Annotated in this window: 23 protein-coding genes and 1 pseudogene; 15 read left to right on the top strand and 9 right to left on the bottom strand. The window is 41.3% G+C overall.

Going from position 1 to position 22,717, the window contains the following annotated elements:
• Window positions 1-8: 8 nt before the first annotated feature.
• Window positions 9-590, bottom strand: coding sequence for a Uma2 family endonuclease (locus tag IQ246_RS06685; RefSeq protein ID WP_194001354.1), 582 nt, complete (start codon window positions 588-590; stop codon window positions 9-11).
• A 103-nt stretch (window positions 591-693) separates the two neighbouring features.
• Entirely contained in the window at window positions 694-1,254 is a 561-nt protein-coding gene (locus tag IQ246_RS06680) for a Uma2 family endonuclease (RefSeq protein WP_194001294.1), read from the bottom strand.
• 65 nt (window positions 1,255-1,319) lie between these two features.
• Here IQ246_RS06680 and IQ246_RS06675 point away from each other — a divergent pair, with 65 nt between their 5' ends.
• Complete coding sequence (locus tag IQ246_RS06675; protein WP_194001292.1) at window positions 1,320-1,457, top strand: hypothetical protein; 138 nt, start codon at window positions 1,320-1,322, stop codon at window positions 1,455-1,457.
• Window positions 1,458-1,462: 5 nt separating this feature from the next.
• On the opposite strand, the gene IQ246_RS06670 is transcribed toward IQ246_RS06675, so the two are convergent.
• The 4 genes from IQ246_RS06670 to uvrB form a co-directional block, all read right to left on the bottom strand.
• Window positions 1,463-1,939: a hypothetical protein gene (locus IQ246_RS06670; protein ID WP_194001290.1), complete on the bottom strand. Its 477-nt coding sequence runs from the start codon at window positions 1,937-1,939 to the stop codon at window positions 1,463-1,465.
• Between the two features lie 354 nt (window positions 1,940-2,293).
• On the bottom strand, window positions 2,294-2,602 hold the full coding sequence (locus IQ246_RS06660) for a DUF2442 domain-containing protein (RefSeq protein WP_194001288.1): 309 nt from the start codon (window positions 2,600-2,602) through the stop codon (window positions 2,294-2,296).
• A complete protein-coding gene (locus IQ246_RS29820) occupies window positions 2,583-2,768 on the bottom strand; it encodes a hypothetical protein (protein ID WP_208492035.1) in 186 nt (61 codons plus the stop codon). The genes IQ246_RS06660 and IQ246_RS29820 overlap by 20 nt, the downstream gene beginning before the upstream one ends.
• 57 nt (window positions 2,769-2,825) lie before the next feature.
• Window positions 2,826-4,823 (bottom strand): excinuclease ABC subunit UvrB, encoded by a 1,998-nt coding sequence (gene uvrB / locus IQ246_RS06650; protein WP_194001286.1) that lies wholly within the window; start codon window positions 4,821-4,823, stop codon window positions 2,826-2,828.
• 254 nt (window positions 4,824-5,077) lie between these two features.
• Between uvrB and IQ246_RS06645 the strand changes: the two genes are divergently transcribed.
• The 6 genes and pseudogenes from IQ246_RS06645 (at window position 5,078) to IQ246_RS06620 (ending at window position 9,303) form a co-directional block, all read left to right on the top strand.
• Complete coding sequence (locus tag IQ246_RS06645; protein ID WP_194001284.1) at window positions 5,078-5,545, top strand: hypothetical protein; 468 nt, start codon at window positions 5,078-5,080, stop codon at window positions 5,543-5,545.
• Window positions 5,546-5,916: 371 nt separating this feature from the next.
• A complete protein-coding gene (locus IQ246_RS06640; protein ID WP_194001282.1) occupies window positions 5,917-6,099 on the top strand; it encodes a CsbD family protein in 183 nt (60 codons plus the stop codon).
• 5 nt (window positions 6,100-6,104) lie between these two features.
• Window positions 6,105-6,474 (top strand): annotated as a pseudogene (locus IQ246_RS06635) (hypothetical protein); the annotation flags it as partial.
• An 890-nt stretch (window positions 6,475-7,364) separates the two neighbouring features.
• Window positions 7,365-8,228, top strand: a complete 864-nt coding sequence (gene crtA / locus IQ246_RS06630; protein ID WP_194001280.1) for a cyanoexosortase A — start codon at window positions 7,365-7,367, stop codon at window positions 8,226-8,228.
• 5 nt (window positions 8,229-8,233) lie between these two features.
• On the top strand, window positions 8,234-8,485 hold the full coding sequence (locus IQ246_RS06625; protein ID WP_194001278.1) for a hypothetical protein: 252 nt from the start codon (window positions 8,234-8,236) through the stop codon (window positions 8,483-8,485).
• 95 nt (window positions 8,486-8,580) lie between these two features.
• Window positions 8,581-9,303 carry an HpsJ family protein gene (locus IQ246_RS06620; RefSeq protein WP_194001276.1) on the top strand — a complete coding sequence of 241 codons (723 nt, stop codon included), beginning with the start codon at window positions 8,581-8,583 and terminating at the stop codon, window positions 9,301-9,303.
• Window positions 9,304-9,543: 240 nt separating this feature from the next.
• Here the strand turns inward: IQ246_RS06620 and rpe are convergent, their stop codons facing one another.
• Entirely contained in the window at window positions 9,544-10,251 is a 708-nt protein-coding gene (gene rpe, locus IQ246_RS06615; RefSeq protein ID WP_194001274.1) for a ribulose-phosphate 3-epimerase, read from the bottom strand.
• A 210-nt stretch (window positions 10,252-10,461) separates the two neighbouring features.
• Here rpe and IQ246_RS06610 point away from each other — a divergent pair, with 210 nt between their 5' ends.
• On the top strand, window positions 10,462-12,057 hold the full coding sequence (locus IQ246_RS06610; protein ID WP_194001272.1) for a S8 family serine peptidase: 1,596 nt from the start codon (window positions 10,462-10,464) through the stop codon (window positions 12,055-12,057).
• A 303-nt stretch (window positions 12,058-12,360) separates the two neighbouring features.
• Window positions 12,361-13,692 carry a serpin family protein gene (locus IQ246_RS06605; RefSeq protein WP_194001270.1) on the top strand — a complete coding sequence of 444 codons (1,332 nt, stop codon included), beginning with the start codon at window positions 12,361-12,363 and terminating at the stop codon, window positions 13,690-13,692.
• Between the two features lie 30 nt (window positions 13,693-13,722).
• Here IQ246_RS06605 and IQ246_RS06600 read toward each other — a convergent pair whose 3' ends face one another.
• On the bottom strand, window positions 13,723-14,898 hold the full coding sequence (locus tag IQ246_RS06600) for an AI-2E family transporter (RefSeq protein ID WP_194001268.1): 1,176 nt from the start codon (window positions 14,896-14,898) through the stop codon (window positions 13,723-13,725).
• A gap of 280 nt (window positions 14,899-15,178) precedes the next feature.
• On the opposite strand from IQ246_RS06600, the gene IQ246_RS06595 reads away from it, so the two are divergent.
• Together IQ246_RS06595 and IQ246_RS06590 are read left to right on the top strand one after the other, a co-directional pair.
• Window positions 15,179-15,559, top strand: coding sequence for a hypothetical protein (locus IQ246_RS06595; protein WP_194001352.1), 381 nt, complete (start codon window positions 15,179-15,181; stop codon window positions 15,557-15,559).
• A 278-nt stretch (window positions 15,560-15,837) separates the two neighbouring features.
• Window positions 15,838-17,256, top strand: coding sequence for an LCP family protein (locus IQ246_RS06590; RefSeq protein WP_194001266.1), 1,419 nt, complete (start codon window positions 15,838-15,840; stop codon window positions 17,254-17,256).
• Window positions 17,257-17,392: 136 nt separating this feature from the next.
• Here IQ246_RS06590 and IQ246_RS06585 read toward each other — a convergent pair whose 3' ends face one another.
• Window positions 17,393-17,545: a nicotinate phosphoribosyltransferase gene (locus tag IQ246_RS06585; protein ID WP_191758285.1), complete on the bottom strand. Its 153-nt coding sequence runs from the start codon at window positions 17,543-17,545 to the stop codon at window positions 17,393-17,395.
• Window positions 17,546-17,969: 424 nt separating this feature from the next.
• Here IQ246_RS06585 and IQ246_RS06580 point away from each other — a divergent pair, with 424 nt between their 5' ends.
• From IQ246_RS06580 to IQ246_RS06565, 4 genes are all read left to right on the top strand, one after another.
• Window positions 17,970-19,415 carry a nicotinate phosphoribosyltransferase gene (locus IQ246_RS06580; protein WP_194001264.1) on the top strand — a complete coding sequence of 482 codons (1,446 nt, stop codon included), beginning with the start codon at window positions 17,970-17,972 and terminating at the stop codon, window positions 19,413-19,415.
• Between the two features lie 100 nt (window positions 19,416-19,515).
• The gene (locus tag IQ246_RS06575; protein ID WP_194001262.1) at window positions 19,516-20,115 is read left to right on the top strand and encodes a nicotinate-nucleotide adenylyltransferase; all 600 of its coding nucleotides are present in this window, start codon (window positions 19,516-19,518) and stop codon (window positions 20,113-20,115) included.
• Window positions 20,076-20,822, top strand: coding sequence for an NUDIX domain-containing protein (locus IQ246_RS06570; protein ID WP_194001260.1), 747 nt, complete (start codon window positions 20,076-20,078; stop codon window positions 20,820-20,822). Before IQ246_RS06575 ends, IQ246_RS06570 begins: the two co-directional genes overlap by 40 nt.
• Window positions 20,823-20,914: 92 nt before the next feature.
• Window positions 20,915-22,663 (top strand): NAD+ synthase, encoded by a 1,749-nt coding sequence (locus tag IQ246_RS06565; protein WP_194001350.1) that lies wholly within the window; start codon window positions 20,915-20,917, stop codon window positions 22,661-22,663.
• The last annotated feature ends 54 nt before the right edge of the window (window positions 22,664-22,717 follow it).

Here is a 22,717-nt window from a genome sequence, read left to right as displayed (position 1 = left end):
AATACTAATCAATTTTCGATGGCTTCGGTTTCAAACTGCACTTGGCGGTACAAATGGGCGATCGCTATTTCCACATCCACCGATTCCAGTCGCAATATCTCATCCAGATTATACTCCGACAGCACCCATTTTCCCTGTTCGTTGTGCCGAAACACTTCCACACCGGGTTGAGCTACTTGTACTAAGACATATTCTTGCAAGGTTGGAGATTGGCGATATTTGGCAAACTTTTTCCCCCTATCAGCTGCTTCTGTTGAAGGTGATAGCACTTCAACAATTAAGCAGGGAAATTGTACCAATTGTGGATCGTCATCGCGCTGATCGCAAGTTACTACCACATCTGGATAAAAATACTTTTGCCCCGGTTCTACCTGAACCTTCACATCTACAATGTATACTTCACAGGAGCGCTCGGCTAGGGCATCATCTAAAAGCTTAAAGAAATTTGCAGAAACCCGATTATGGTTGCGTGTCCCACCGCTCATCGCTACAACTTCGCCATCCCAATACTCGTAGCGTTGCTCTTGGGTGGGTTCCCAAATTAGATATTCTTCTGCACTCATCGAAATGTGATCGGGTAAAGCAACCATCGGCGCGATTGGGGAATGATTTACTTTTCTAGGATAGCGAAAACAGGGTGTTCTTCTTATTGCTACCCTGACTAAGCCGCAGATGCTTTGTGGCGATCGCCTTCTAGACTTTTCGCAATAATTCCCGAATTGTAATCGCACAATCAGGAAAAGCTAAAGGTGAAATTGTCACATCTTCTGCAAGTATGCTCTCACTGTGATAGCCGTCTGGACTAGGGAGACGATACATGTACAACTTGCGTCCATTGATATCTAAAATCCAGTACTCAATAATACCTGACTTAGCATAAGCGATCGCTTTTAATTCGCGATCGTACTTGAGACTAGAATCAGCTATTTCAATCAGTAAAAATACTTCAGAAGCATCAGGATGGTGATCATCATAATCTAATGAATTAAGCTTCACCACTGAAATATCTGGTTCTGGTTCCGAGTAATCGTCAAGTTGGACTGGTGACTGGATTCTTAATAAAACTTTGTCACCCAAGCGTTGACGTAATAACCTTTCTGTGCGGGTAATTGCTGATTCGTGAGCAGTTCCTTTTGCTGACATTCTGACAATTTGTCCCGCTATTAGTTCTAAGCGTTCTTCAGGATGAAAAATTCCCGTTTCCGCCATTTTGTGATATTCTGGAACACTAATTAGGCGAATATTGGTGAGCATAAAATTTACGTTAACGTCCTAACATTTTATCTCGCAGATGTTTGATGCGATCGCCGAAGCTTGTCATGAACGCCTCAAATCAACGGCAGCAAGCAACCTTGAACTCAGCACCAGCGATTTACAACCGTTTTTTACTAGGGGGTTGTTGTGGGGCGATCGCTTCTCACAGAAACTTTCCGGTCATGCCTCAACAGATAACCTAAGTCAGCTAACGATTGAGATCAGCCACCGCAGAACATCTCCGATTCTCACAGACAAGCTTAATACGGCCAGACCCATCGATTTGTTTCCATAGAAAAAGTTTAGGATCAGATGTCTGATATGCCCCCAAAACATCACTTGGTAAGAGTTTTCCTCTACCTAATATATCCACTGAATAACCGTCCTGAATGATGATCTTGAATAAAGGCTGTCTGCTTAGAAGCATTGCTGCATCTAAATCGATCACTTGACCATCTTCCTTCAAAATAGCTAGAAATTCAGAGGATGATAAATACAGTTGCTGTTCATCATTTAGCTGCAAGGTTAACCTTCCGCCTTGTTTCCCTGTTGCATCTAAATCTGAAATCTCCCACTGAGCATCTTTGTAGGTCTTTGCAAGGTAATCCGCGATTAAAGCAACCCTTTCCTCAAGACTCTCTTCAGAAGTTTGGCTCAACGTAATAGCCCACAAACTACTTTTCATTGCTATTCCTCCTTTAGAATGGCTCTGGTTTTTTACTTCTAGGTTTACGCTGAAATATACCAACAGGTGGTTTGTAGATTATGTAAAACCACTTAATATCTATTCAATTTTCAGTAACTTTGGTTTCAAACTACATTTGTGGGTACAAATGGGCTATTCGGCGTCGCACAATCACCAAAGGCTAAAGGTGAAATTGTCAAATCCTCTGCAAGTCTCCTCTCACTGTGATATCCGTCTGGACTGGGAAGACGATATATATACAACTTGCATCCATTGACATCTAAAATCCAGTACTCAATAATACCTGACTTAGAGTATGCGATCGCTATCAATACGTTCCGGTGCAGCGACTTGTTAGACTCTTGCTATCCGATTACTTAACCACCTCTGAAAGGATTTTTGACTTTCTCCTGATGGTTGTCCAACAATCAGATTCTTGATGCTAATGTCTTCGTCAAGCTGATCCCAGTGGATTCCATTACCGCCACCGATGAAGCGCCAGTTGTTGCGTTCTTCGACTGATCCATGTAATAGGCGAGGATACCATGCTAATGGAACAGATATAGTGCGCCCATCGGATAAATCCGCAGAAAGGGTGTCATCTGTAATTGCCACTTGCTGAATCGTGGGTATTTCAAGCAGTTCAGTCGTTAAAGAAGTCATTCCAGCCTACTAGCAATTGCTCTTGATGTTCTTGAACAAGTTTGTGAATGCGGTTAAGCTGATGCGCGTCTAGATTGTAAATTGCAATCGTTAAGACTGTCCTTTGCCATTGGTCATCTGTCCTTTGAAATACTAATGACAAATGACTAATGACAGTGTTTGACATGAGAGTTGTATTTACTCGGTGATGAATAATCGCCTCAGACGATACATATACTTTACGTTAACGTCCTAATAATTTATCTCGCAGATGTTTGATGCGATCGCGTAATTTTCCCGCCTCTTCAAATTCCAGTTTCTTCGCTGCTTCTTTCATTTGTGTTTCTAACAGAGTAATTAACCCTGGAATCTGTTCTAATGGCAGTTCATCTATATGTTCATCTACTATTTTCAAGTCAGTTGCATTCAACCGTCGGGATACGTCTAAAAACGATAAAATCGCGTTACTCGATTTTTTTATAATTGGTTGCGGTGTAATGCCATGAAGTCGATTATGTGCCGTTTGAATCCCACGACGCCTATCTGTTTCATCAATAGCTTTAATCATACTCTGTGTCAGGTTATCGGCATACAAAATTGCCTGTCCCCGAATGTGACGCGCGGCTCTACCAATAGTTTGAATTAAGGAGCGTTCGGCTCGCAAGAAACCTTCTTTATCCGCATCCATAATTGCTACTAAGGAAACTTCGGGTAAATCTAAACCTTCCCGCAGCAAGTTCACGCCGACCAAGACATCAAATGTACCTTCACGCAAGTTCTGCAAAATCTCAATTCGTTCAATTGAATTAATCTCGGAATGTAAATATCGTACTCGAATACTGTGGTCTTGCAGATACTCTGTTAAATCTTCCGCCATGCGCTTAGTTAATGTGGTAATTAACACTCGCTCATGGAGGTCAACTCTATCTTTAATTTCTCCTAACAAATCATCAATTTGTCCATCTGTCGAACGCACAGAAATTTCTGGATCAATTACACCAGTTGGTCGAATTACTTGCTCAACTATATGACCTTCAGAAACTTCTAATTCCCAATTTCCTGGCGTTGCAGAAACAAAAATACACTGATTCACGTTTTGCCAAAATTCTTCTGCCTTTAAAGGACGATTATCAGCAGCACTAGGAAGACGAAATCCATGCTCAATTAACACTTTCTTCCTAGCTTGGTCGCCGTTGTACATACCACGAATTTGTGGCACGGTAACGTGAGATTCATCTATAACTAATAGCCAATCTTTGGGAAAATAATCAATTAAACACTCTGGCGGTTCTCCAGCTTGTCTTCCTGCTAAGTGACGAGAATAGTTTTCTACTCCGTTGCAGTAACCCACCTCACGTAACATTTCCAGGTCATAACGTGTGCGCTGATCTATACGTTGCGCTTCTAATAATTTTCCTGCTGATTCAAAATCTAATTTTTGCTGTTTTAATTCGGCTGCAATGTCATGACAAGCTACTTCTAACCGTTCTTCTGGAGTGACAAAGTGACGTGCAGGGTAGATATTTACCGCTTCCATACTTTTGAGAATTTCACCACTCACCGGGTCAATATAACGAATGGCGTCAATTTCATCGCCAAAGAATTCTACACGAATAATTCGGTCTTCGTACGCTGGTCCAATTTCTAAGACATCACCCCGGACGCGAAATTTTCCCCTACCCATTTCTATATCGTTGCGGCTATATTGAACCGATGCCAAATCCCGCAAAATCTGGCGTTGATTAACTTCCATACCTATCTGGAGGGGGATGGCAGCTTTTAGATATTCTGCTGGCATTCCCAAACCGTAGATGCAGCTAATGGAAGCAACAACAATGACATCACGGCGTTCAAAAAGCGATCGCGTCGCTGAGTGCCGTAACATATCAATTTCATCATTAATTGAAGCTGTTTTCTCTATATAAGTATCGCTAACTGGAATATAAGCTTCTGGCTGATAGTAATCGTAGTAGCTGACAAAATACTCGACTGCGTTGTCGGGAAAGAAATCTCGCAATTCGTTACAAAGTTGTGCAGCGAGAGTCTTGTTATGAGCCAAAACTAAAGTTGGCTTGCCAATTTTCTCAATAACTGCTGCTACTGAAAATGTCTTGCCAGTTCCCGTAGCTCCTAGTAAAGTTTGGTAACGATTACCAGATTGGATACTTGTAGTAAGTTCTGCGATCGCTTGTGGTTGATCGCCTGTTGGACTAAAGGGAGCTTGAAGACAAAATTCTGTCATACAGTTTTGCTGAAAATACCCTATCTCATGGTAACAATCCCACTTTGTAAGCGTTCTGTCTAAGGTAATCAAACTAATAAATAGCAACAATACTTAACAATATTTTACTATTTAAGTTTACTTATGTATAAATTTTAAAGATCTTATATCTAAATGAGGTTTTTTAAGGTTAAACTCTCATATATAGGTATAGGAAAAATTTCATCTTTCCTTAATTATTGTAAAATTAAGTTAACAAATCAAAGGTGTTCGTTATGACTATTAGCAGCGCTGGTAAAGCAATCAGTCCTCGGCAGAAGCTTGCCAAGCTTAAGGGAGAAACAACTACAGAAGTTGAAAATCACCAGGAAAAGAGCTTGGATGGAGATCAAGGCGAGCTAGGTACTGAACTGCCAGTGCAGGCGGATCATGGAACACTTGCTATAGCTGGGGTTCGTCCCATAGCCAGCAGCGACTTAGAGTTTGCTCAAACAGTCTCAATTTCTGGTTTACGTCCCATTAGCACCAGTAGTTTTGAAGTAGTTGAGACATATCATGAAGCTGGCGATCGTCCAATTTCTGGCAATACGTTTCAAGTCGTTGACACTATTAGCTCATCTGGTATTCGTCCAATAGGCTCAAGTTCAATAATAGTTTCTGAAAACTATTCAGTGTTTGGGAACCGTCCCGTAGCACCAAATACTATTGACGAGTCTGAAAGTCTGATGGGTTTTCTTGATTAGACCGAAAAATCAACATCATAATTATTATTAACCCAGTTTGTTTACGGAACTGGGTTTTTTAGTTAAAAGTCATTTTGTAGAATTAGGTACCTCACTTTCTACTCGCTCTTATTCTCTATCTTTTAGCATAGATAACTAAGCTGTTACTCATTCCATTCATATCCAGTTAATACCTAGGATGCTTGCTATGATTACACTTATTTATTCTTCTTGATTTGAGATTTTTAATTTAAAATTCTGGATCGTTTAATATATCTTGTGGTAGAAGGCTTGAATCAAAAGCTTAAGCTACTTTGTAAAAGTAATAACAAAGCATTTCAAAGTTGCAAATAAACTTTGAAATTAACTTTCTATAAAATCAGGAGCGTAAAATGAGCATAGAAGATCGCGCAAAAGCTACTGCTAAAAATGTAGAAGGTAAAGCTCAAGAAGCATTGGGCAACGTTACTGGTGAGCCAGAAGATAAAGCAGAAGGCAAAGCAAAGCAAGCTGAGAGCGAAATACGTCACGGCATGGAAGATGTGAAAGATAGTGTGAAAAAAAAGGTTGACTAAAAGTCATCCCTTTTTGCAGAGACTTTGATGATCCAACAGCCCACACAGCGACTGAACATCAAAACTTCGACGATTTTGCTCAGCGCACAACACCAGATCAACGTCTACAGTTATTTGGTAGGTTTTTGCATCCAGATAGGATTCCTACAAGCCAAATGGAGCCAGAATTACAAAAGGCGATCGCTCAAATTAAACCTAATGAACGGGATAATATAATACGCGCCTTTTTCAAACACTTAAAGCAAAGAAGATTTGATGAGCGCCATCTAGAGCAGCAGTTGGGACTGTCTACACCAACCCTAACAACATGAGCGCTGATGATGTGGCAAACTGGCGTCCTTCGCTTTTCACAGCCATCCAGACATTTTCCGCGAGTAGTCCCAAGTAAGTAAACTAAGTAAACTAATATTTTTGAGGTGGGTAATACCCACCTTTTTTATTTGCCATTTTGATGTATGATTTTTAAAATGCCCTATGTCAGCAAAGTGCAAAGTTCGCAGCAAAATTGCCCTAAAACACAATAGTATTAAACTTGCTTGACCTTAAAACCGCCACAAACAATACTGACAATTAGAAACTTCTTTAGATATTTTTATACAAATACTTAGCTAATCCCAAGTTTTAAACCCTTATTTATCTGGCTTTTAGCAAGCTGGAAAATACTAATTGTATTGATGATTTTAAAGATTTGATTAATCTTAGTAAAAATTATTGATCATATTTACTGAAGATGTAACAATAATTACTGATTTTTCTATAAGAATTACACCAAACATCGACAAAATCCTGAAGTCGGAAAACAGCAAGACAATTTATAGGATGACGTTAAAAGTTAGAACTTCACCCAGTAAATAAATTTACGGATTGGGTAAAACGATACCTTTTATTACTTACACCATTTGCTAATAAACCATTTATATGCTTACTCTGTCTTGTATCTTGCCCTGTTTTTTGATTTGTTATCTTTCATCCAAACTTAGTCATTTTTCTCCGTGTTTTTATGAATATGACAGGCTGACTGACCACCTGTATTAGTTGCTTTGATTTACAGTTTTTAAGAGAATGTACTAGTGCTAAGTATTTGGATATTCTACTATAGGAATAATATTTGATTTTGGAAAAAACTGCGTATACCTCTAACTCCCTTTTTTCCTATTCCCTATCCCCTATCCCCCATTGCCTGTCTCTACGAGTCAGTTCACAAATCAAATCGGATTACTATAGAAACTTTGTCTTATTGCTGGAGTTAATTTAATTATATCTACATGAAATTTACCACTTTTACCGCAGTTAAAACGCTAAACAATAGCCAATTTTGGTTATTAGGAATAGGAGCAGGCTTAATTGCGATTATCCTGACTCTAACCCAGAGAACCGGAGATATTTCCCATCTAGGAATGAGTGTGCTGTTTTACTTTGCTGTAGCCTCTCTAATTGGGGAAAAACGCCACAATTTAAATTTAGAAAGTGGATTTTTCCCCAGCTTTTTAGGCATATTGTTGATTGCTTTAGTACTTTGGCAAAGCGCCTCTTTGACTCAAGGGAAGTTACTTCTAGTTTTTACTCACCTAGCACCATTTATTTCTGCTATTGGTCTAGCCTTACTTGCTTCGGGACTGAAAGGCTTAAAGCAATATTGGCAAGAAATAACTATTTTATTTTTTTTGGGAGTTCCAAAGATAGTACTAACATCTGTGACTGATATTTCGCCTATTACTGCAAAGTTTTCTGCTTTCCTGCTTTGGTATTCCGGTTTTGAAGTATCTCTTCAACAGGAAATTTTTATCAGAGTACCACCAGGAAGCATCAAGGTTTATTCTGGTTGTTCCGGGGTAGAATTGATTAGCCATTTATTGGGACTAGCCGTGATTGCTTTGCTGATGTTTCCCTTAAAACGCAAAAAGGCAATGCTTGTGCCAATTGTAGCCATTACCATAGCATTTATAGTCAACGGGATAAGGGTTGCTCTCCTAGCTGTTATAGTGACACAACAGCAAGCATTTGACTACTGGCATGAGGGCGATGGTTCCCGATTATTTGGGATGGTTGCAGTGCTGATATTGGGGTTATTCTACTTTCTCCTACTCCGGGAAGGGGAAGGAAAAAATCAGGGTAATCTGGAGTCTTAAAAGCGATGACTCAGTGGAAAAAATTGCGTATTCTACTTTTAGCTTTAACTTTAGGTAGTGTACTATTAGTTTTTGTGAAGGTATTTCTAACAAAAACTACAGACAAGCCCAAACCAGAAGAATCTAGAGTTAAAGCTGATATTATTTCATTTTCGGAAGAATACCAACTTCCAAGTTATAGTTTTCCTCACACCCTTTATCAACTCTCTTCTTTAAAAGGAGATATAACGAATTTGTATAATCGCAAATGGTCATAAAATGCCTATTTTTATTGGAATGAATAGAGGCAATCCTGATTTTGGAAGTCTTGAAGTCATGCCAATCTCAATCTTTTTTCTATTTTGCTAAAAACATGACTAAATCAAATAGTGAAAAGTTCATTCCTTTAGTACAAGAATTACAAGAGTTTGCTTTCAGCCAAATAGCCTCAATTACCCTTTTGCGAATACTAGGCTACGGTCTATTAGTATTAGCCTTTTTTGACATCGTTGAGATGTTTGTTCCGCCAAAGTTTATGAATCCTGCTTGGGAATTTCAAACCTTTGGCGCACTGGTTGAGCGGGTACCTGTACCTTTAATTGGCTTGGTGTTCGTGCTTTATGGAGAGCTACATTCACGAGCTAAATGGGAATTCGTGATTGTGAAGCTCTTATCTTGGTTAACTTTATTGGTTGCGGTATTTTTCTTCTTACTAATTCCTTTGGGAATTGGCAACACAGTCCGTCTTAGTAATCAAAGTGCTGCTCAAATCAACAATCTATCTAAGCAACAAATATCTCAGGCTGAACAGGTAGAGAAGCGACTGAGTGCAGCTACACCTCAACAGATAGATAATTTTTTAAGGAGCCAAGGTCGCTCCGCAGATGGCAAAAACCCTGATGAAATAAAAAGTCAAATTTTATCAGAAGTCTCTAAAGCTAAGACGCAAATCAAAAATCAAGCACAAACCACCCAGTCTACTCAAAAGCTGAACTTACTCAAGAGTTCTGTTAAATGGAACCTTGGAGCTTTGGTTTCTGGAGCTTTATTTTTTAGTATTTGGAAGGGAACCAGATGGGCGAGAACAAGTAGGTAACATAGAAAGTTAATACCACTCGCTTAAGCATTTTCAACTCGTAATTTAGTTTGGGGAAAAGCTTAAATGGTAAGGCTTAAAGGGCTTAAAGATTTTTTATTTACCCTTTTCTTTTTCCCTTTTTCTCCTGAACCGACAAGTATTGCATAGTAAAGTTAGACAACGGTAAAAAAGTAGGGCGGGCAATTTATTTGCCCGCCCTACTTTTATTTATGGTGTTTGTTTAATCCAAAAACGGGACTAAACTTTTGCTAATTCTGGGGTAGGACGCTTGCTGTTGCGAATGGCTGTAATTGCTTCACCATAATCCTTAGCATTAAATACGGCTGAACCAGCAACAACAGCATTGGCTCCTGCTTCCAAAACTTGCCAGGTATTATTTGCCTTTAATCCGCCATCCACTTCAATCCAGGGGTCAAGACCGCGTTCATCGCACATCTGACGGAGCTTGCGGATTTTGGGTAACACAGTCGGAATAAAGCTTTGACCGCCAAAGCCGGGGTTGACGCTCATAATCAGCACTAAATCGCACAGTTCCAAAACGTATTCAATTAGCTCTAGAGGGCTACCAGGGTTAAGTACAACTCCTGCCTTCTTACCAAGCTCTTTGATTTGCCCTAGGGTGCGGTGCAGGTGCGGCGAAGCATTATGCTCGCAATGTACGGAGATAATATCAGCACCAGCCTTAGCAAAGCCTTCAACATACTTTTCTGGCTCCACAATCATCAAGTGGACATCCAGTGGCTTGGTTGTAACTGGACGAATCGCCTCCACAACCAGAGGGCCTATCGTAATATTAGGTACAAAACGACCGTCCATTACATCAACATGAATCCAATCTGCTCCAGCTGCGTCTATGGCGCGAACTTCGTCCCCCAGACGACTAAAATCGGCTGATAGGATAGATGGAGCAATCACAATGGGCTTTTTAGATAGGTTTTGGGTCATGGCTGGTGGGTTTTCAAGCGTCCTCGTCTGTAAGCATTGTAACAAAAGATTGAGCAAGTGCTCATAGCTTTGATCCCGCCTATTTCGCAAAGATTATAAAAGTGGGAAAAGAGGAGTGGGGGAGTGGAGGACAAGGAGGATAAAGGGAATAAATACTGAATCTTGATTGTTGACTGTTGACTGTTGGCTTTTGACCTTTGACTTTTGACTATGACTAAAAAACTAACTTGGATGATTTGGGGATTGAGTGCTTCTTGTCTGAGTGTGCCTGTACTGGCTTCAGCTTTAGAAAATTCTCTGGGAACCAATGGTATTGATGCTCTGAAGTTACACCAACCTCCTTACAATTTAATCGGTCGCAAGATTGCGATTGGTCAGGTAGAAATTGGGCGTCCGGGAATGTTTGGGTGGGATAAAGCAGTATCTAAAAATCGTGCTATATCCCTAGCTGCGGTGTTCTCACGCAATGGGCCAGCTAAGTCCAATAGCGGTGTTGACCCCCATGCTTACAATGTCGCTGGTGTCATGGTGAGCCAAGACAAAGCTTTGCCAGGGGTTGCACCAGGAGCACGACTGTATTCATCTGCGGTGGGTTCTACTAAAAACATGGGTCAGCCAGAAGAGTGCTTATCGGCGCAGCATATAGCTCTACAAAATAGCGGTGATGTCCGCGCCATTAACTTCAGTTTTGGTGAACCCTTAAATCGTGATCCACGACCGGAGGCTGTTTTAGATGGCAAAGCTTTACTAACGCTATGTGTTGACTGGTCTGGTCGCGTTCATGATGTCTTGTATGCGATCGCTGGCAATCAGGGCAAAGGGGGTATTCCTATTCCTACAGATAATTTTAATGGAATGAACGTGGCTTTTTCATCCCGCAGGGGAGGGATTTTTAATAAAGTAGACGTTTCCAATCTGGCGGGTACTAACCAAGGAGTGAGCGGTCGCCTAGCGGGAAAAGAGTTTAATCTTGATGGGCGGCGTGCTGTCAGTTTAGTTGCGCCAGGTAATAACATTGCTTTGCTCAATCCAGATGGCAAATTGAACAAGGTCACGGGTACAAGTTTTGCTGCACCTCAAGTTACAGCTACTGTTGCCTTATTGCAGGAACTTAGTGATAGACAGATGCGGACAAAACAACCCAATTGGAGCATCGATGCTCGGCGTCATCAAGTGATGAAAGCTGTATTGCTCAATTCAGCAGACAAGATCCAAGATAGCGGCGATGGCTTACGACTGGGAATGAGCCGAACATTAATTGACAAGCAAAATCAAGACTGGGTAGCTTCTGATGCTTACAAAGACCCCAAAATTCCTTTGGATGCCCAAATGGGAGCGGGTCATTTGAATGCATTTCGCGCTTATCAGCAACTTAGCGCTGGTCAATGGCAACCATCAGCTACAGTACCTCCCATTGGTTGGAATTATCGCACAGTTGATGTTGGAGCGTCTGCTGATTATGTGTTAGCAAAACCTTTAAAGCAGGGGAGTTTTATTGCGATTAGCCTAAGTTGGGATCGTTTGGTGGAGCTAAACGATCGCAATAACAACCAACAGTTTGATGTGGGAGAGAATTTTCGCGATCGCGGTTTGAATAACCTCGACCTTTACTTAGTAAAAGCTGATGCCAAAAATACCGATGCTGGTGCTGTTTGCTCGTCCATCAGTCCAATCGATAGTGTAGAACATATTTTTTGTCCTGTTCCTGCAACTGGCAATTACAAAATTCGCGTCCATTTTCGCCAAAAGCTTAACGAAGCAACTCAGCCTTATGCTTTAGCCTGGTGGAGCGTACCTGTTAATTAAGCAGCATTAATATCCTGTCACCGAAATTAGGGTGTGGTGCAATGCCCACCCTATTTATATTTCAAAGATCAAATAAGAACCCTATATCTTAATTACGAATTAGTATAATTATCTGCCAGAATTACGGAAAGCTGAATCATCGAAAAGCTCAGCTTTGACGCCAAATGTAACTAAAACTACCGTTACAGAAACTGTAACAGTCCAGTCTTTCTATCACGGCGAATGCAATAGTTAACAATTGATGCATAATTAGCGTCAATGTTGAGTAGCAGCTCCAAAATCTTTGGCAAGCAAGGTGGTAGAATGAATCGGCAAAAATTTAGTGGTATGAAAGACAATTTTTTACAAAGACGTTACGGTGTGAGTCTGGGAAGACGTTACGTTTTAGCAGCCGCAAGTGTTGTCTTATTCGGTGTATTAGGATGCTCTCAAGTCAATAATAGTACGAGTGCGCTTGCTCAATCTGGTTCACCTCAGCCCGAATCCCCATTACCAAAAAAAATACTCAATTCTGATACCAAAATTGTTGATGCTAACAATAAGTTTGGCTTCAAACTGTTTTCAGAAGTTCAGAAAAACGATAGTTCTGAAAAGAATGTTTTTATCTCACCTACGAGTGTAGCGATCGCTCTGGCTATGACCTACAATGGTGCTAGCGGCTCGACTCAACAAGCAATGGCAAAAACTCTGGAATTACAGGGGATGAATTTGCAAGAAATCAACTCTTATTACGCAGCATCAAAAAAGCTTCTAGAAAACCCGGATATGAAAGTGCAACTGACTATTGCTAACTCGCTTTGGGCAAATAAAGATGCTAGTTTCCAGCCAGATTTTCTCCAAGTAATTCAGCATTTTTATCAAGCAAAAGTAAGCAATTTAAACTTTAAAGACGCCACTGCAACTAGTACTATCAATAACTGGATCAATGAAAATACACGCGGAAAAATCAGCAAGATTGTAGAAACAATTGAGCCAGACCAAGTACTATTTCTGATTAATGCCATCTATTTCAAAGGAAACTGGAGCAGAGAATTTGATAAAAGTCAAACTACTCAATACCCCTTTCACTTGACATCAGAAAAGCAAAAGAAACACCCAATGATGTCTCAGACGGGTGACTATAGATACTATGAAAACCAACAATTTCAGGCAGTTAGTTTACCTTATGGTAAAGTTGGTAAGGTCAGCTTTTATATCTTTCTGCCTAAACAAAACTCTGACCTCACAACTTTCTATCGAACCTTGAATGTTGAGAACTGGGAAAAATGGATGACTCAGTTCAGCAAACAGCAAGGGTTTATTCGCTTGCCTCGTTTTAAAACGGACTACAATGTTACACTCAACGATGCGCTGAAAGCTTTAGGTATGGAGGAAGCTTTCAGTAGTAAAGCCAACTTTTCTGGCATGGGCAAAAATTTTGCTCTCAGCCAGGTTAAGCATAAAACTTTTGTTGAGGTAAATGAAGAAGGCACCGAAGCTACCGCGGCCACATCAGCGGCAATAGAGGCAGTATCTTTGAGACAGCAACCAGAACCATTTAAAATGATCGTTGACCGTCCCTTCTTCTGTGCCATTAGGGATAATCAAACAGGGAACATTTTGTTTATGGGTTCAATTGTCGAGCCGCAGTCATAAAGTCAAAATTCCTTCATTTTAAATTGCATCTTAAGGTAACGTAGCTTCAGAAACGCTCAGAGAATTTTTGGCATCACCTTTTGAGGATTCCACTGCTGGAACGGGTGCAGCTATCTCCCCAGTGGGGTTGTTGTCCATCTCGCTGGCTAACGGTTCAGGACGTAGAGCGCTTAAAGCAGTCTTAATCACAACAGCTGTGGGTACTGCTACAATTACACCCAAAAGTCCACCAATTCTTGCTCCTGTCAAGACCGAAATCAGTATCCAAACAGGGTTCAAACCAGTAAAACTACCTAAAATACGGGGAGCAATTAAGTTTTCGAGAATTTGCTGTACAATTACTGCTGCCACCAACACCCTCACTCCCATTGAAAAATCTTGCAGTGCCACCAACAAAGTAGTCAAGGCGATACCCACAGAACCACCAAAGGGAACAAGAGCCATGATGCCAATAGTTAAGCCAAACAGCAGACCAAATGGCACTTTCAACCACAAAAATGTCGGAATCAGGGCTGATGCCATACAGGTAGATAAAATCAGCTGAGTGATGAAGAAATTTTGAAAGCTCAGGCGCACTGTTCGAGAGAAAGGATCTCGGAATTTAGTAGGTAGCCATTCTACTAAACTCTCCCAGAGTTCATCTCCATGCTGTAAAAGATAGAAAGTCAAAACCATTGTCAAGAGAAAATCCAGCAGGCTAGTGACTGTAACTACAGCTAAATTTAATACTTGTCCAGCGATCGCTTGCAATTGTCCCTTGACGCGATCATTAATTTGCACTACCAAGGCATCAAGGTTAATCGGTAAACCAAAAATCTCAGCTTTCTCGTTTAATAACATTAACTGAGAGCGTCCAGAGTCAATCAACTCCGGTAAGCGCGCCACCAGTTGCTCAGCTTGAGTTAGGGCTAACGGAAAGAGGGTAACACCCAAAGCCAATAAAATCGATAAAGCCAACAGAAAGACTAAGATGGCAACTTGCTCTCGCCTAGCACCGTGATGCTCCATCCAGCTTACGGGGTAGTTGAGCAAAAATGCTAGTACTGAGGCTCCGACTAAAATGACTATCAGCGAATGGAAGTAATTAAAAATTGCCGAAATTGCCCAACTGTTGAGAACTAGCAACGGAGCGAACAAAGCGATCGCCCCGATTCGCGCTATTGGTGTGAGTGTTTGCCACCAGTCGAGAAGCTTGCGTGTCTGCATTTTGAGCTGATTGCGGGATAGAACTAAATTGAATCCTTCTTTAAAGCTTATTATCTCTAACTACATGAGTGTCTTTCATCCTTCTAGTTTAGGAGTTACACTAAACCAAATGGAAAATATTGAACCAACAGGAACAGGGACTGGGGACTGGGAACTTGGTACTGGGAAGGAATTTTCCCAATCACGCCACTTGCTTTGTGATCCAGGGCGACAGGAACGTAGTGGCTCCCCAGTACCCAATCACGCCACTTGCTTTCCGACGCAGGGCGACACAAACGCAGTGGCTCCCCAATACCCAATCATCAGTGAAGACGCAGCCACCTCTAAAGCACAGTTAATTTTGTATTTGATTCCAGTTATTGGCTTTTTCCCGTCCCTGTGGACTCTCTATCGCCGTCAAGGAAGTCGGGAACAACTTGCCATTAGTCGTCTGTCTATTACTTTGGCATCGGCTTGGCTCTTGGGATATCTATTGTTAGCAACCGGAGCAGCAACTTCAGATTTATTCACACTGCGTCTATTCATCCTTAATAGCTTTCTCACCTCTGGTTATTTTTTAGTGAGTGTCTGGTTGATTATTCGCCTGTTACAAGGTAAGTCTAAGCGCTTACCGGGGTTTAGCAGTTTTGCTGAGCATAAGGTAAGCAAGTACTTGTCTTAATTTATTAGAATAATTAAGAGTATTTTTACTTATCTTCTCGTAGATTATGCATGATTTTCCCAGATGGCTGGTCAAATCCAGTTTATTATTGCCATACTTCAATAAAACATTTCTAGATTTGCCCAAAAGAAGAATAAATGCTGGTATAAGTGTTTTGGTTGAAACAACAGAGAAAAACTTAGCACCAATAATTAAAAGTTAGCTATTATGGGTTGATTTATCTGCATATTTTTAGTATGCAAATTTACCGAATTTGAACAGTAAGTGTGAGGAAGTCTGTGACCATTCAAAGAAGTTCGGCGGAAGAAAACCAGTCGGGAAGAGCCTCAAAGACCAACAAAAAAAATTCCCAGAACTCTAGATCCGGACGTTGGCTGTGGTTTTGGGTTGGGATGAGCGGGATTGCAATGGTGTCAGCAACAGCAGGGGCGCTATTGGCAGTGTCTTTGACTAGTACCCCTTTACAACAAGCTCAGTTAAGTCCACAAGAGGAGGCGGTATTTGATAGCGATCGCATCTCTGGAGGTGGGCTACGATTTTCGGAATTAACTCGCCCAGTCAATCTCTTGGTTATGGGGATGAGCGTACTTCCGCCAGATGTCCAAAGCCCTCCCACCGAAACCCAAAATCTCGGATACCTACCCCAGGTAAACTCCTTTGATGGTCTTGCTGATGTCATGCTGTTGCTAAAATTTGACCCAGAGACTAAAAAAGTGGTCATGCTCTCTATTCCCAGAGATACCCGTACAGAAATAGAAGGGTATGGTATCAAAAAAATTAACGCCGCCAATGTTGAAGGTGGGCCAGCTTTGACTGCTAAAACTATCAGTAATCTGTTGGGTGGAGTGGGAATTGATCGTTATGTCCGAATTAATGTTCTAGGAGTTGGGAAGCTGATCGATGCTTTAGGTGGGGTAACAGTGTTCGTCCCCAAAGATATGAAGTACCAAGATGATTCTCAGCATCTGTATATCAATTTGAAGGCAGGAAAACAGCATCTCAACGGCAATCAAGTATTGCAATTACTGCGCTTTCGCCATGACGAATTGGGAGATATTGGTCGGATTCAGCGCCAACAAATGGTGATGCGTGCTTTGATGGATCAGACTCTCAACCCAGCTACTGTGGCGCAATTGCCTAAAGTTCTGGAGGTAGTCAAAGAACATATCGACACCAACATGACGGTTGAGGAGTTAGTGGCGCTAGTAGGTTTTGGGGTAAGAACAAATCGCTCCAATATGCAGATGTTATTGATGCCAGGTAGCTTTAGCGAGAAGGGCGAGTATGATGCTAGCTATTGGTTGCCAAACAAAGATGGTATTGCCAAACTTATGGCTCAGCACTTTGGTTTGGAATCAGAACAAGGACAGCAGATAGCCGATCCAGCTTCTTTACGAGTAGCAATTCAAGATAGTACAGGTGGCGATCGCTCTAATCTCCGACCATTAATTAGAGCTTTGGAAAAAGCTGGATATCGTAACGTCTATGTGTCTAAGCCTTGGGGCGAACCTTTAGAGGTAACTCACATTGTCGCCCAACAAGGAGATGGCAACAGCGCCGACTCAATTCGTAACACTTTAGGATTTGGGGAGGTGCGAGTGGAAAGTACTGGCAATATTAGCTCGGATATCAGTATCCAAGTGGGTCAAGATTGGTTACAACAAAAAGCTATGTTTGACAAATCTGCTAACCCTTAAGCTATACCTTTATTTAGACATCAAGATTGTCTAATGTAATGTCAAAAGTTGTAAACAAAAAGGCGTAAAGTTCTCCTTACGCCTTCATCTTACTCACTTATTAAAATATCATTTATTGCTGTTATTACATCAGCATCTACCAAGCATCAGCTTTACCTTCTTTGTAAGGATCACCTGTAAAAGGTTGTACACCAATCACAGGATAAGCATCATCAGTAGGGCCGAAAATCCGCATAAAGGCTTCAGAAATATACTGGATTATGCTAGCAAGCATTTTGGAAAAAGCCATAATATTAGACTCCTTTGTTGAGCCAATTTCTTCTGATGTCTATACTTTAGTTCTAATATTCTTAGCTAGCTCTAATTCTCAACAAATTGAGAATCTCTGCAATGTTTGTTCAGATAACTTTGTAATACTTTAACTTGTCAAAAAGTCAAACTTTTCTCTTTGATTATACATGATGCGCCATGTCTACAGTCAATATCTGGTAATCAAATAATTTGGCATATAGGTGATGTATGACAAGCAAAATCACGCAACTTATTGCCGTAAATAACTATTAAAAAATATTAAATAATCGATAACTTAGTATTAACTCGCTCGTAATTACACAGTTTTACAGCAATATCTCAGCTAAATTCTCCAGTAGTTGACATTATTTATGGTAAAATCTACCATAACAGAAGAAGCATTCTTGTAAGGAAGCTCTTGCATGACAACTTTCCCAGATTTGGACTATGTACATACCAATAATCAGCAACAGCAAAGCCATCAGAACCAGGAACTGAACCTCTGTGCGGATGACTACAGCCTGCTGACTGACCTTTACCAGTTGACGATGGCTGCTTGTTACACAGGTAAAGGTATAGAACAAAGACAGGCAAGCTTTGAGTTAACTGTCAGGCGCTTGCCAGAGGGTTTTGGTTATTTAATTGCAATGGGGCTAGCACAAGCCTTGGAATATTTGGCAAAATTTCGCTTTAGTCCCTCTCAAATCGCGGCTTTGCAGGCGACGGGAATTTTTGCTCATGCTAGCGAACACTTACAGTGCGCCGGAGGCGATCGCTTTTGGTCACTGCTAGCTGAGGGACGGTTTACCGGGGATGTTTGGGCAGTACCGGAAGGGACGGCAGTGTTTGCAAATCAGCCAATATTGCGAGTGGAAGCACCACTTTGGCAAGCGCAACTGGTAGAAACTTATCTACTAAATACTATTAACTACCAAACCTTGATTGCCACAAGAGCAGCAAGGTTGCGTGATGTGGCAGGAGAGCAAGCAACACTTTTAGAATTTGGCACAAGACGGGCGTTTAGTCCCCAAGCTTCGTTGTGGGCGGCGCGAGCGGCTTTGGCCGGTGGTTTAGATTCCACTTCCAATGTGTTAGCAGCGCTACAGCTGGGACAGAAGCCAAGTGGTACGATGGCACACGCTTTAGTGATGGCGCTGTCAGCAATCGAGGGATCCGAAGATCAGGCTTTTAGTACCTTTCATCAGTATTTTCCGGGTGCGCCCTTGTTGATAGATACCTACGATACAATTGCTGCTGCTCAGCGCTTAGCTGAAAAAGTAAATTCCGGAGAAATGAAATTAACGGGAGTGAGGTTGGACTCAGGAGATTTAGTTAGCTTGTCAAAACAGGTGCGATCGCTCCTTCCTAATGTGCCAATTTTTGCTAGTGGCGACTTGGATGAGTGGGAAATTGCCAGGCTCAAAGCAGAGGGGGCACAGATTGATGGTTATGGACTGGGGACGCGACTAGTTACAGGTTCACCTGTGAATGGAGTCTATAAACTCGTAGAAATAGATGGCATTCCAGTTATGAAACAGTCTAGTGGCAAAGTAACTTATCCAGGGCGTAAGCAGATTTTTCGCTCGTTTGTAGGAGGTAGGGTCAAAGCAGACAGGTTGGGACTATTGGGTGAAAGTCCCCTTGAAGAACAACCTTTGTTGCAGTTGGTAATGCAGGAAGGTCAATCGGTGCAATCACTAGAGACTTTGGCAGCAATTCGCCAACGTACTGCCGCCTCAGTTGCCAGTTTGCCACCGGAAACACGGCATTTAGCTCATCCTGTGGCCGTGCAAGTGGAAATTTCAGAAGGTTTACGGGTGTTGATTGAGGAAACCGAGAAACGAACCGCAAAGGTGCTGAGAATATAGAGGTAAATAATGATACTAAATCAGTAAAAGGTGAAAGTACTCCAATCATCCTCTATCCAGGCTTTTTTTATTGTGTCTTAATTACGAATTACGAATTAGTATGAGAATTGCTTTATTTGGTACTAGTGCCGATCCACCAACTGCTGGACATCAGTCCATTCTAAGATGGTTGTCTGAGCGTTATGATTGGGTAGCAGTTTGGGCAGCAGATAATCCATTTAAGTCGCATCAAACGCCTTTAGAACATCGCGCAGCAATGTTGCAATTGTTGATTGCGGATATCGATACACCACGGCACAATATTGCTTTAGAACAAAAATTGAGTAGCTTTAGAACACTGGAAACGGTAGAGAAAGCGAAAGTGAATTGGGGAGAGGACGCTGGGTTAACGTTGGTAGTTGGTTCAGATTTACTAAGTCAGTTACCGCGTTGGTATCGCGTTGAAGATTTGTTACAGCAAGTGCAACTACTAATTGTGCCGCGACCGGGATATGCGATAGATGAGTCTAGTTTGGAAACAGTGGAAAAGCTGGGAGGAAAAATTGCGATCGCTAGTCTGATCGGTTTAGATATTTCCTCAACAGCGTATCGCGAACATGGAGATCCTGAAGCCCTCACACCCCCTGTAATTGCCTATATTCATCAAGAACATTTGTACAAGTGCCAGGACGCAACCAAAAAAAGATTTCAACTCTGTTAAACCAACAACCTTTGGCCGATTTCAAGGTTGGGGTTGATAATGTAATTTTTTCTGTAGATACTGTACAAAATCGGCTGTTAGTTCTATTAGTAATGCGACAGCAAGAACCATTTTTAAATCATTGGAGTCTTCCCGGTACTTTGGTGCGTCCAGGAGAGTCTTTAGAGGATGCCGCCTATCGGATCATGGCGGAGAAAATTCGAGTAAAAAATCTATATTTAGAGCAACTATATACCTTTGGGGGGCCCAATCGCGATCCCAGGGAAGCAACCGATTGTTATGGTGTGCGTTATCTATCAGTTAGTTACTTTGCCCTTGTACGGTTTGAGGAAGCAGAATTAATTGCCGATCACGTTGCTGGTATAGCTTGGTATCCGGTGAAACAAGTGCCGCAATTAGCTTTTGATCATAATGAAATTCTGGCGTATGGGCATAGGCGTTTGCGAAATAAGTTGGAGTATAGTCCAGTAGCTTTTGAAGTTTTACCAGAAATGTTCACCTTAAATGATTTATATCAGTTATACGCCACAGTTTTAGGGGACAACTTTTCCGATTATTCTAATTTTCGGGCGCGTTTACTCAAGTTGGGTTTTTTGTGTGATACCAAAATAAAAGTATCACGGGGTGCTGGTCGTCCGGCTAGTTTATATAAGTTTGATGCCGAGGCTTTTGCTCCCTTAAAAGATAAACCTTTAGTGTTTATTTAATAACCGCTTCGCAGAGTCAAAAGTCCAAAATACAGAGTAACTATCTTGACTAATGACTAATGACTAATGACTAATGACTAATGACAAACAAAATGAAAATTGCGATCGCTCAAATTAATCCAATAATTGGTGATTTACCTGGAAATGCCCAAATAATTGGGGAAATGGCACAACAAGCAGCTGCAAAGGGTGTGCGTTTATTGTTGACACCAGAACTTTCTTTGTGTGGCTATCCCCCAAGGGATTTATTACTAAATCCTAGTTTTGTGGAGGCGATGGGTATCACCTTACAACAATTAGCTAGGGATTTACCGCCTAAATTAGCTGTGTTGGTGGGAACTGTTGAACAACATGCAAAAGCCCACGTTACTGGTGGTAAAACTTTATTTAATAGCATAGCTTTGTTAGAGAATGGTCAAGTCAAACAATTCTTTTATAAACGGCTTTTACCTACTTATGATGTCTTCGACGAAAACCGCTATTTTGAACCAGGGTTGCAAGCTAATTATTTCACTCTAGATAATATCCATATTGGCGTAACTATTTGCGAAGACTTGTGGAATGATGAAGAATTTTGGGGCAAACGTAGTTATGCTGTCAATCCAATTGCTGACTTAACAATTTTGGGTGTGGATTTAATTGTAAATTTGTCTGCGTCGCCTTATAGTGTGAGCAAGCAGCAGTTTCGAGAAACATTACTTAGGCATAGTTCGTTACGTTTTCAACAACCCATAATTTATGCTAATCAGGTTGGGGGAAATGATGATCTAATTTTCGATGGTCGTAGTTTTGCCTTGAATCGTCAAGGAGAAATTATCTGTCGCGCCCGTGGATTTGAAACAGATCTGGTAATAGTTGAATTTGATGAGGCGCAGCGAGATTTACAGTTAGATTCTGTAACTGCTGCGTATGAATCAGAAGATGACGAAATCTGGCAAGCTTTGGTTTTAGGAGTGCGAGATTACGCCCGCAAGTGTCGCTTTTCTAAAGTAGTGCTGGGTTTAAGTGGAGGGATTGACTCCGCATTAGTAGCAGCGATCGCAACTACTGCACTTGGTAAAGAAAATGTTCTGGGTGTTCTTATGCCTTCCCCTTATAGTTCTGAGCATTCGATTAGTGATGCTTTAGCTTTAAGTGAAAATTTGGGGATAAAGACTAATATTTTACCCATTGGCAATTTAATGCAAGGCTTTGATCAAACCTTAGCCAATTTGTTTGCAAATACTGAGTTTGGACTAGCAGAGGAGAATATACAATCCCGAATTCGGGGTAATTTATTAATGGCGATCGCTAATAAGTTCGGTTATCTCCTGCTATCTACTGGTAACAAGTCAGAAATGGCAGTCGGTTACTGTACCCTCTACGGCGATATGAATGGCGGTTTGGCAGTAATTGCTGACGTTCCCAAAACCCGTGTTTATTCACTTTGCCATTGGTTAAATCGCAATAGTGAGATGATTCCGCAGAATATTCTGACTAAAGCACCCAGCGCTGAACTCAAACCGGGTCAAGTGGATCAAGATTCTTTACCATCCTACGAAATTTTGGATGATATCTTGCAACGCCTGATTCACAACCACCAATCAGCAGCACAAATTGTTGCAGCCGGACATGATCCACTAATTGTAGATAGAGTAATTCAGATGGTTGCACGCGCTGAATTTAAACGGCGACAAGCACCACCCGGATTGAAAATCACTGATCGCGCTTTTGGTACAGGTTGGCGAATGCCTATTGCCAGTAACTGGGTTGCTGTCAAAAATGCTTACCAGACGAAAACAACTCCTAAATCTACTTTAGTCTGCTGGGATGGACAAGATACCCATCCGCGAATCAAGTAATAGTCATCCTCTATAATGTGTTTGCTATCAAGCTAATTAAAGCTGTCTTTACAC

The organism is aff. Roholtiella sp. LEGE 12411 (assembly GCF_015206995.1).
GTDB lineage: Bacteria > Cyanobacteriota > Cyanobacteriia > Cyanobacteriales > Nostocaceae > Komarekiella.
This window is presented reverse-complemented; position numbering and strand designations above follow the sequence as displayed.

Excerpts from the sequence above, each read along its gene's own strand:
- IQ246_RS06640 (WP_194001282.1), top strand. The coding sequence starts at position 5,917 with ATGAGCATAGAAGATCGCGCAAAAGCTACTGCTAAAAATGTAGAAGGT.
- IQ246_RS06660 (WP_194001288.1), bottom strand. The coding sequence starts at position 2,602 with ATGACTTCTTTAACGACTGAACTGCTTGAAATACCCACGATTCAGCAA.
- IQ246_RS06680 (WP_194001294.1), bottom strand. The coding sequence starts at position 1,254 with ATGCTCACCAATATTCGCCTAATTAGTGTTCCAGAATATCACAAAATG.
- IQ246_RS06645 (WP_194001284.1), top strand. The coding sequence starts at position 5,078 with ATGACTATTAGCAGCGCTGGTAAAGCAATCAGTCCTCGGCAGAAGCTT.
- IQ246_RS06580 (WP_194001264.1), top strand. The coding sequence starts at position 17,970 with ATGACAACTTTCCCAGATTTGGACTATGTACATACCAATAATCAGCAA.
- IQ246_RS06675 (WP_194001292.1), top strand. The coding sequence starts at position 1,320 with ATGAACGCCTCAAATCAACGGCAGCAAGCAACCTTGAACTCAGCACCA.
- uvrB (WP_194001286.1), bottom strand. The coding sequence starts at position 4,823 with ATGACAGAATTTTGTCTTCAAGCTCCCTTTAGTCCAACAGGCGATCAA.
- IQ246_RS06625 (WP_194001278.1), top strand. The coding sequence starts at position 8,234 with ATGACTCAGTGGAAAAAATTGCGTATTCTACTTTTAGCTTTAACTTTA.
- IQ246_RS06575 (WP_194001262.1), top strand. The coding sequence starts at position 19,516 with ATGAGAATTGCTTTATTTGGTACTAGTGCCGATCCACCAACTGCTGGA.
- IQ246_RS06600 (WP_194001268.1), bottom strand. The coding sequence starts at position 14,898 with ATGCAGACACGCAAGCTTCTCGACTGGTGGCAAACACTCACACCAATA.
- IQ246_RS29820 (WP_208492035.1), bottom strand. The coding sequence starts at position 2,768 with ATGTCAAACACTGTCATTAGTCATTTGTCATTAGTATTTCAAAGGACA.
- IQ246_RS06620 (WP_194001276.1), top strand. The coding sequence starts at position 8,581 with ATGACTAAATCAAATAGTGAAAAGTTCATTCCTTTAGTACAAGAATTA.
- IQ246_RS06610 (WP_194001272.1), top strand. The coding sequence starts at position 10,462 with ATGACTAAAAAACTAACTTGGATGATTTGGGGATTGAGTGCTTCTTGT.
- IQ246_RS06670 (WP_194001290.1), bottom strand. The coding sequence starts at position 1,939 with ATGAAAAGTAGTTTGTGGGCTATTACGTTGAGCCAAACTTCTGAAGAG.
- IQ246_RS06605 (WP_194001270.1), top strand. The coding sequence starts at position 12,361 with ATGAATCGGCAAAAATTTAGTGGTATGAAAGACAATTTTTTACAAAGA.
- IQ246_RS06585 (WP_191758285.1), bottom strand. The coding sequence starts at position 17,545 with ATGGCTTTTTCCAAAATGCTTGCTAGCATAATCCAGTATATTTCTGAA.
- crtA (WP_194001280.1), top strand. The coding sequence starts at position 7,365 with ATGAAATTTACCACTTTTACCGCAGTTAAAACGCTAAACAATAGCCAA.
- IQ246_RS06685 (WP_194001354.1), bottom strand. The coding sequence starts at position 590 with ATGGTTGCTTTACCCGATCACATTTCGATGAGTGCAGAAGAATATCTA.
- IQ246_RS06565 (WP_194001350.1), top strand. The coding sequence starts at position 20,915 with ATGAAAATTGCGATCGCTCAAATTAATCCAATAATTGGTGATTTACCT.
- rpe (WP_194001274.1), bottom strand. The coding sequence starts at position 10,251 with ATGACCCAAAACCTATCTAAAAAGCCCATTGTGATTGCTCCATCTATC.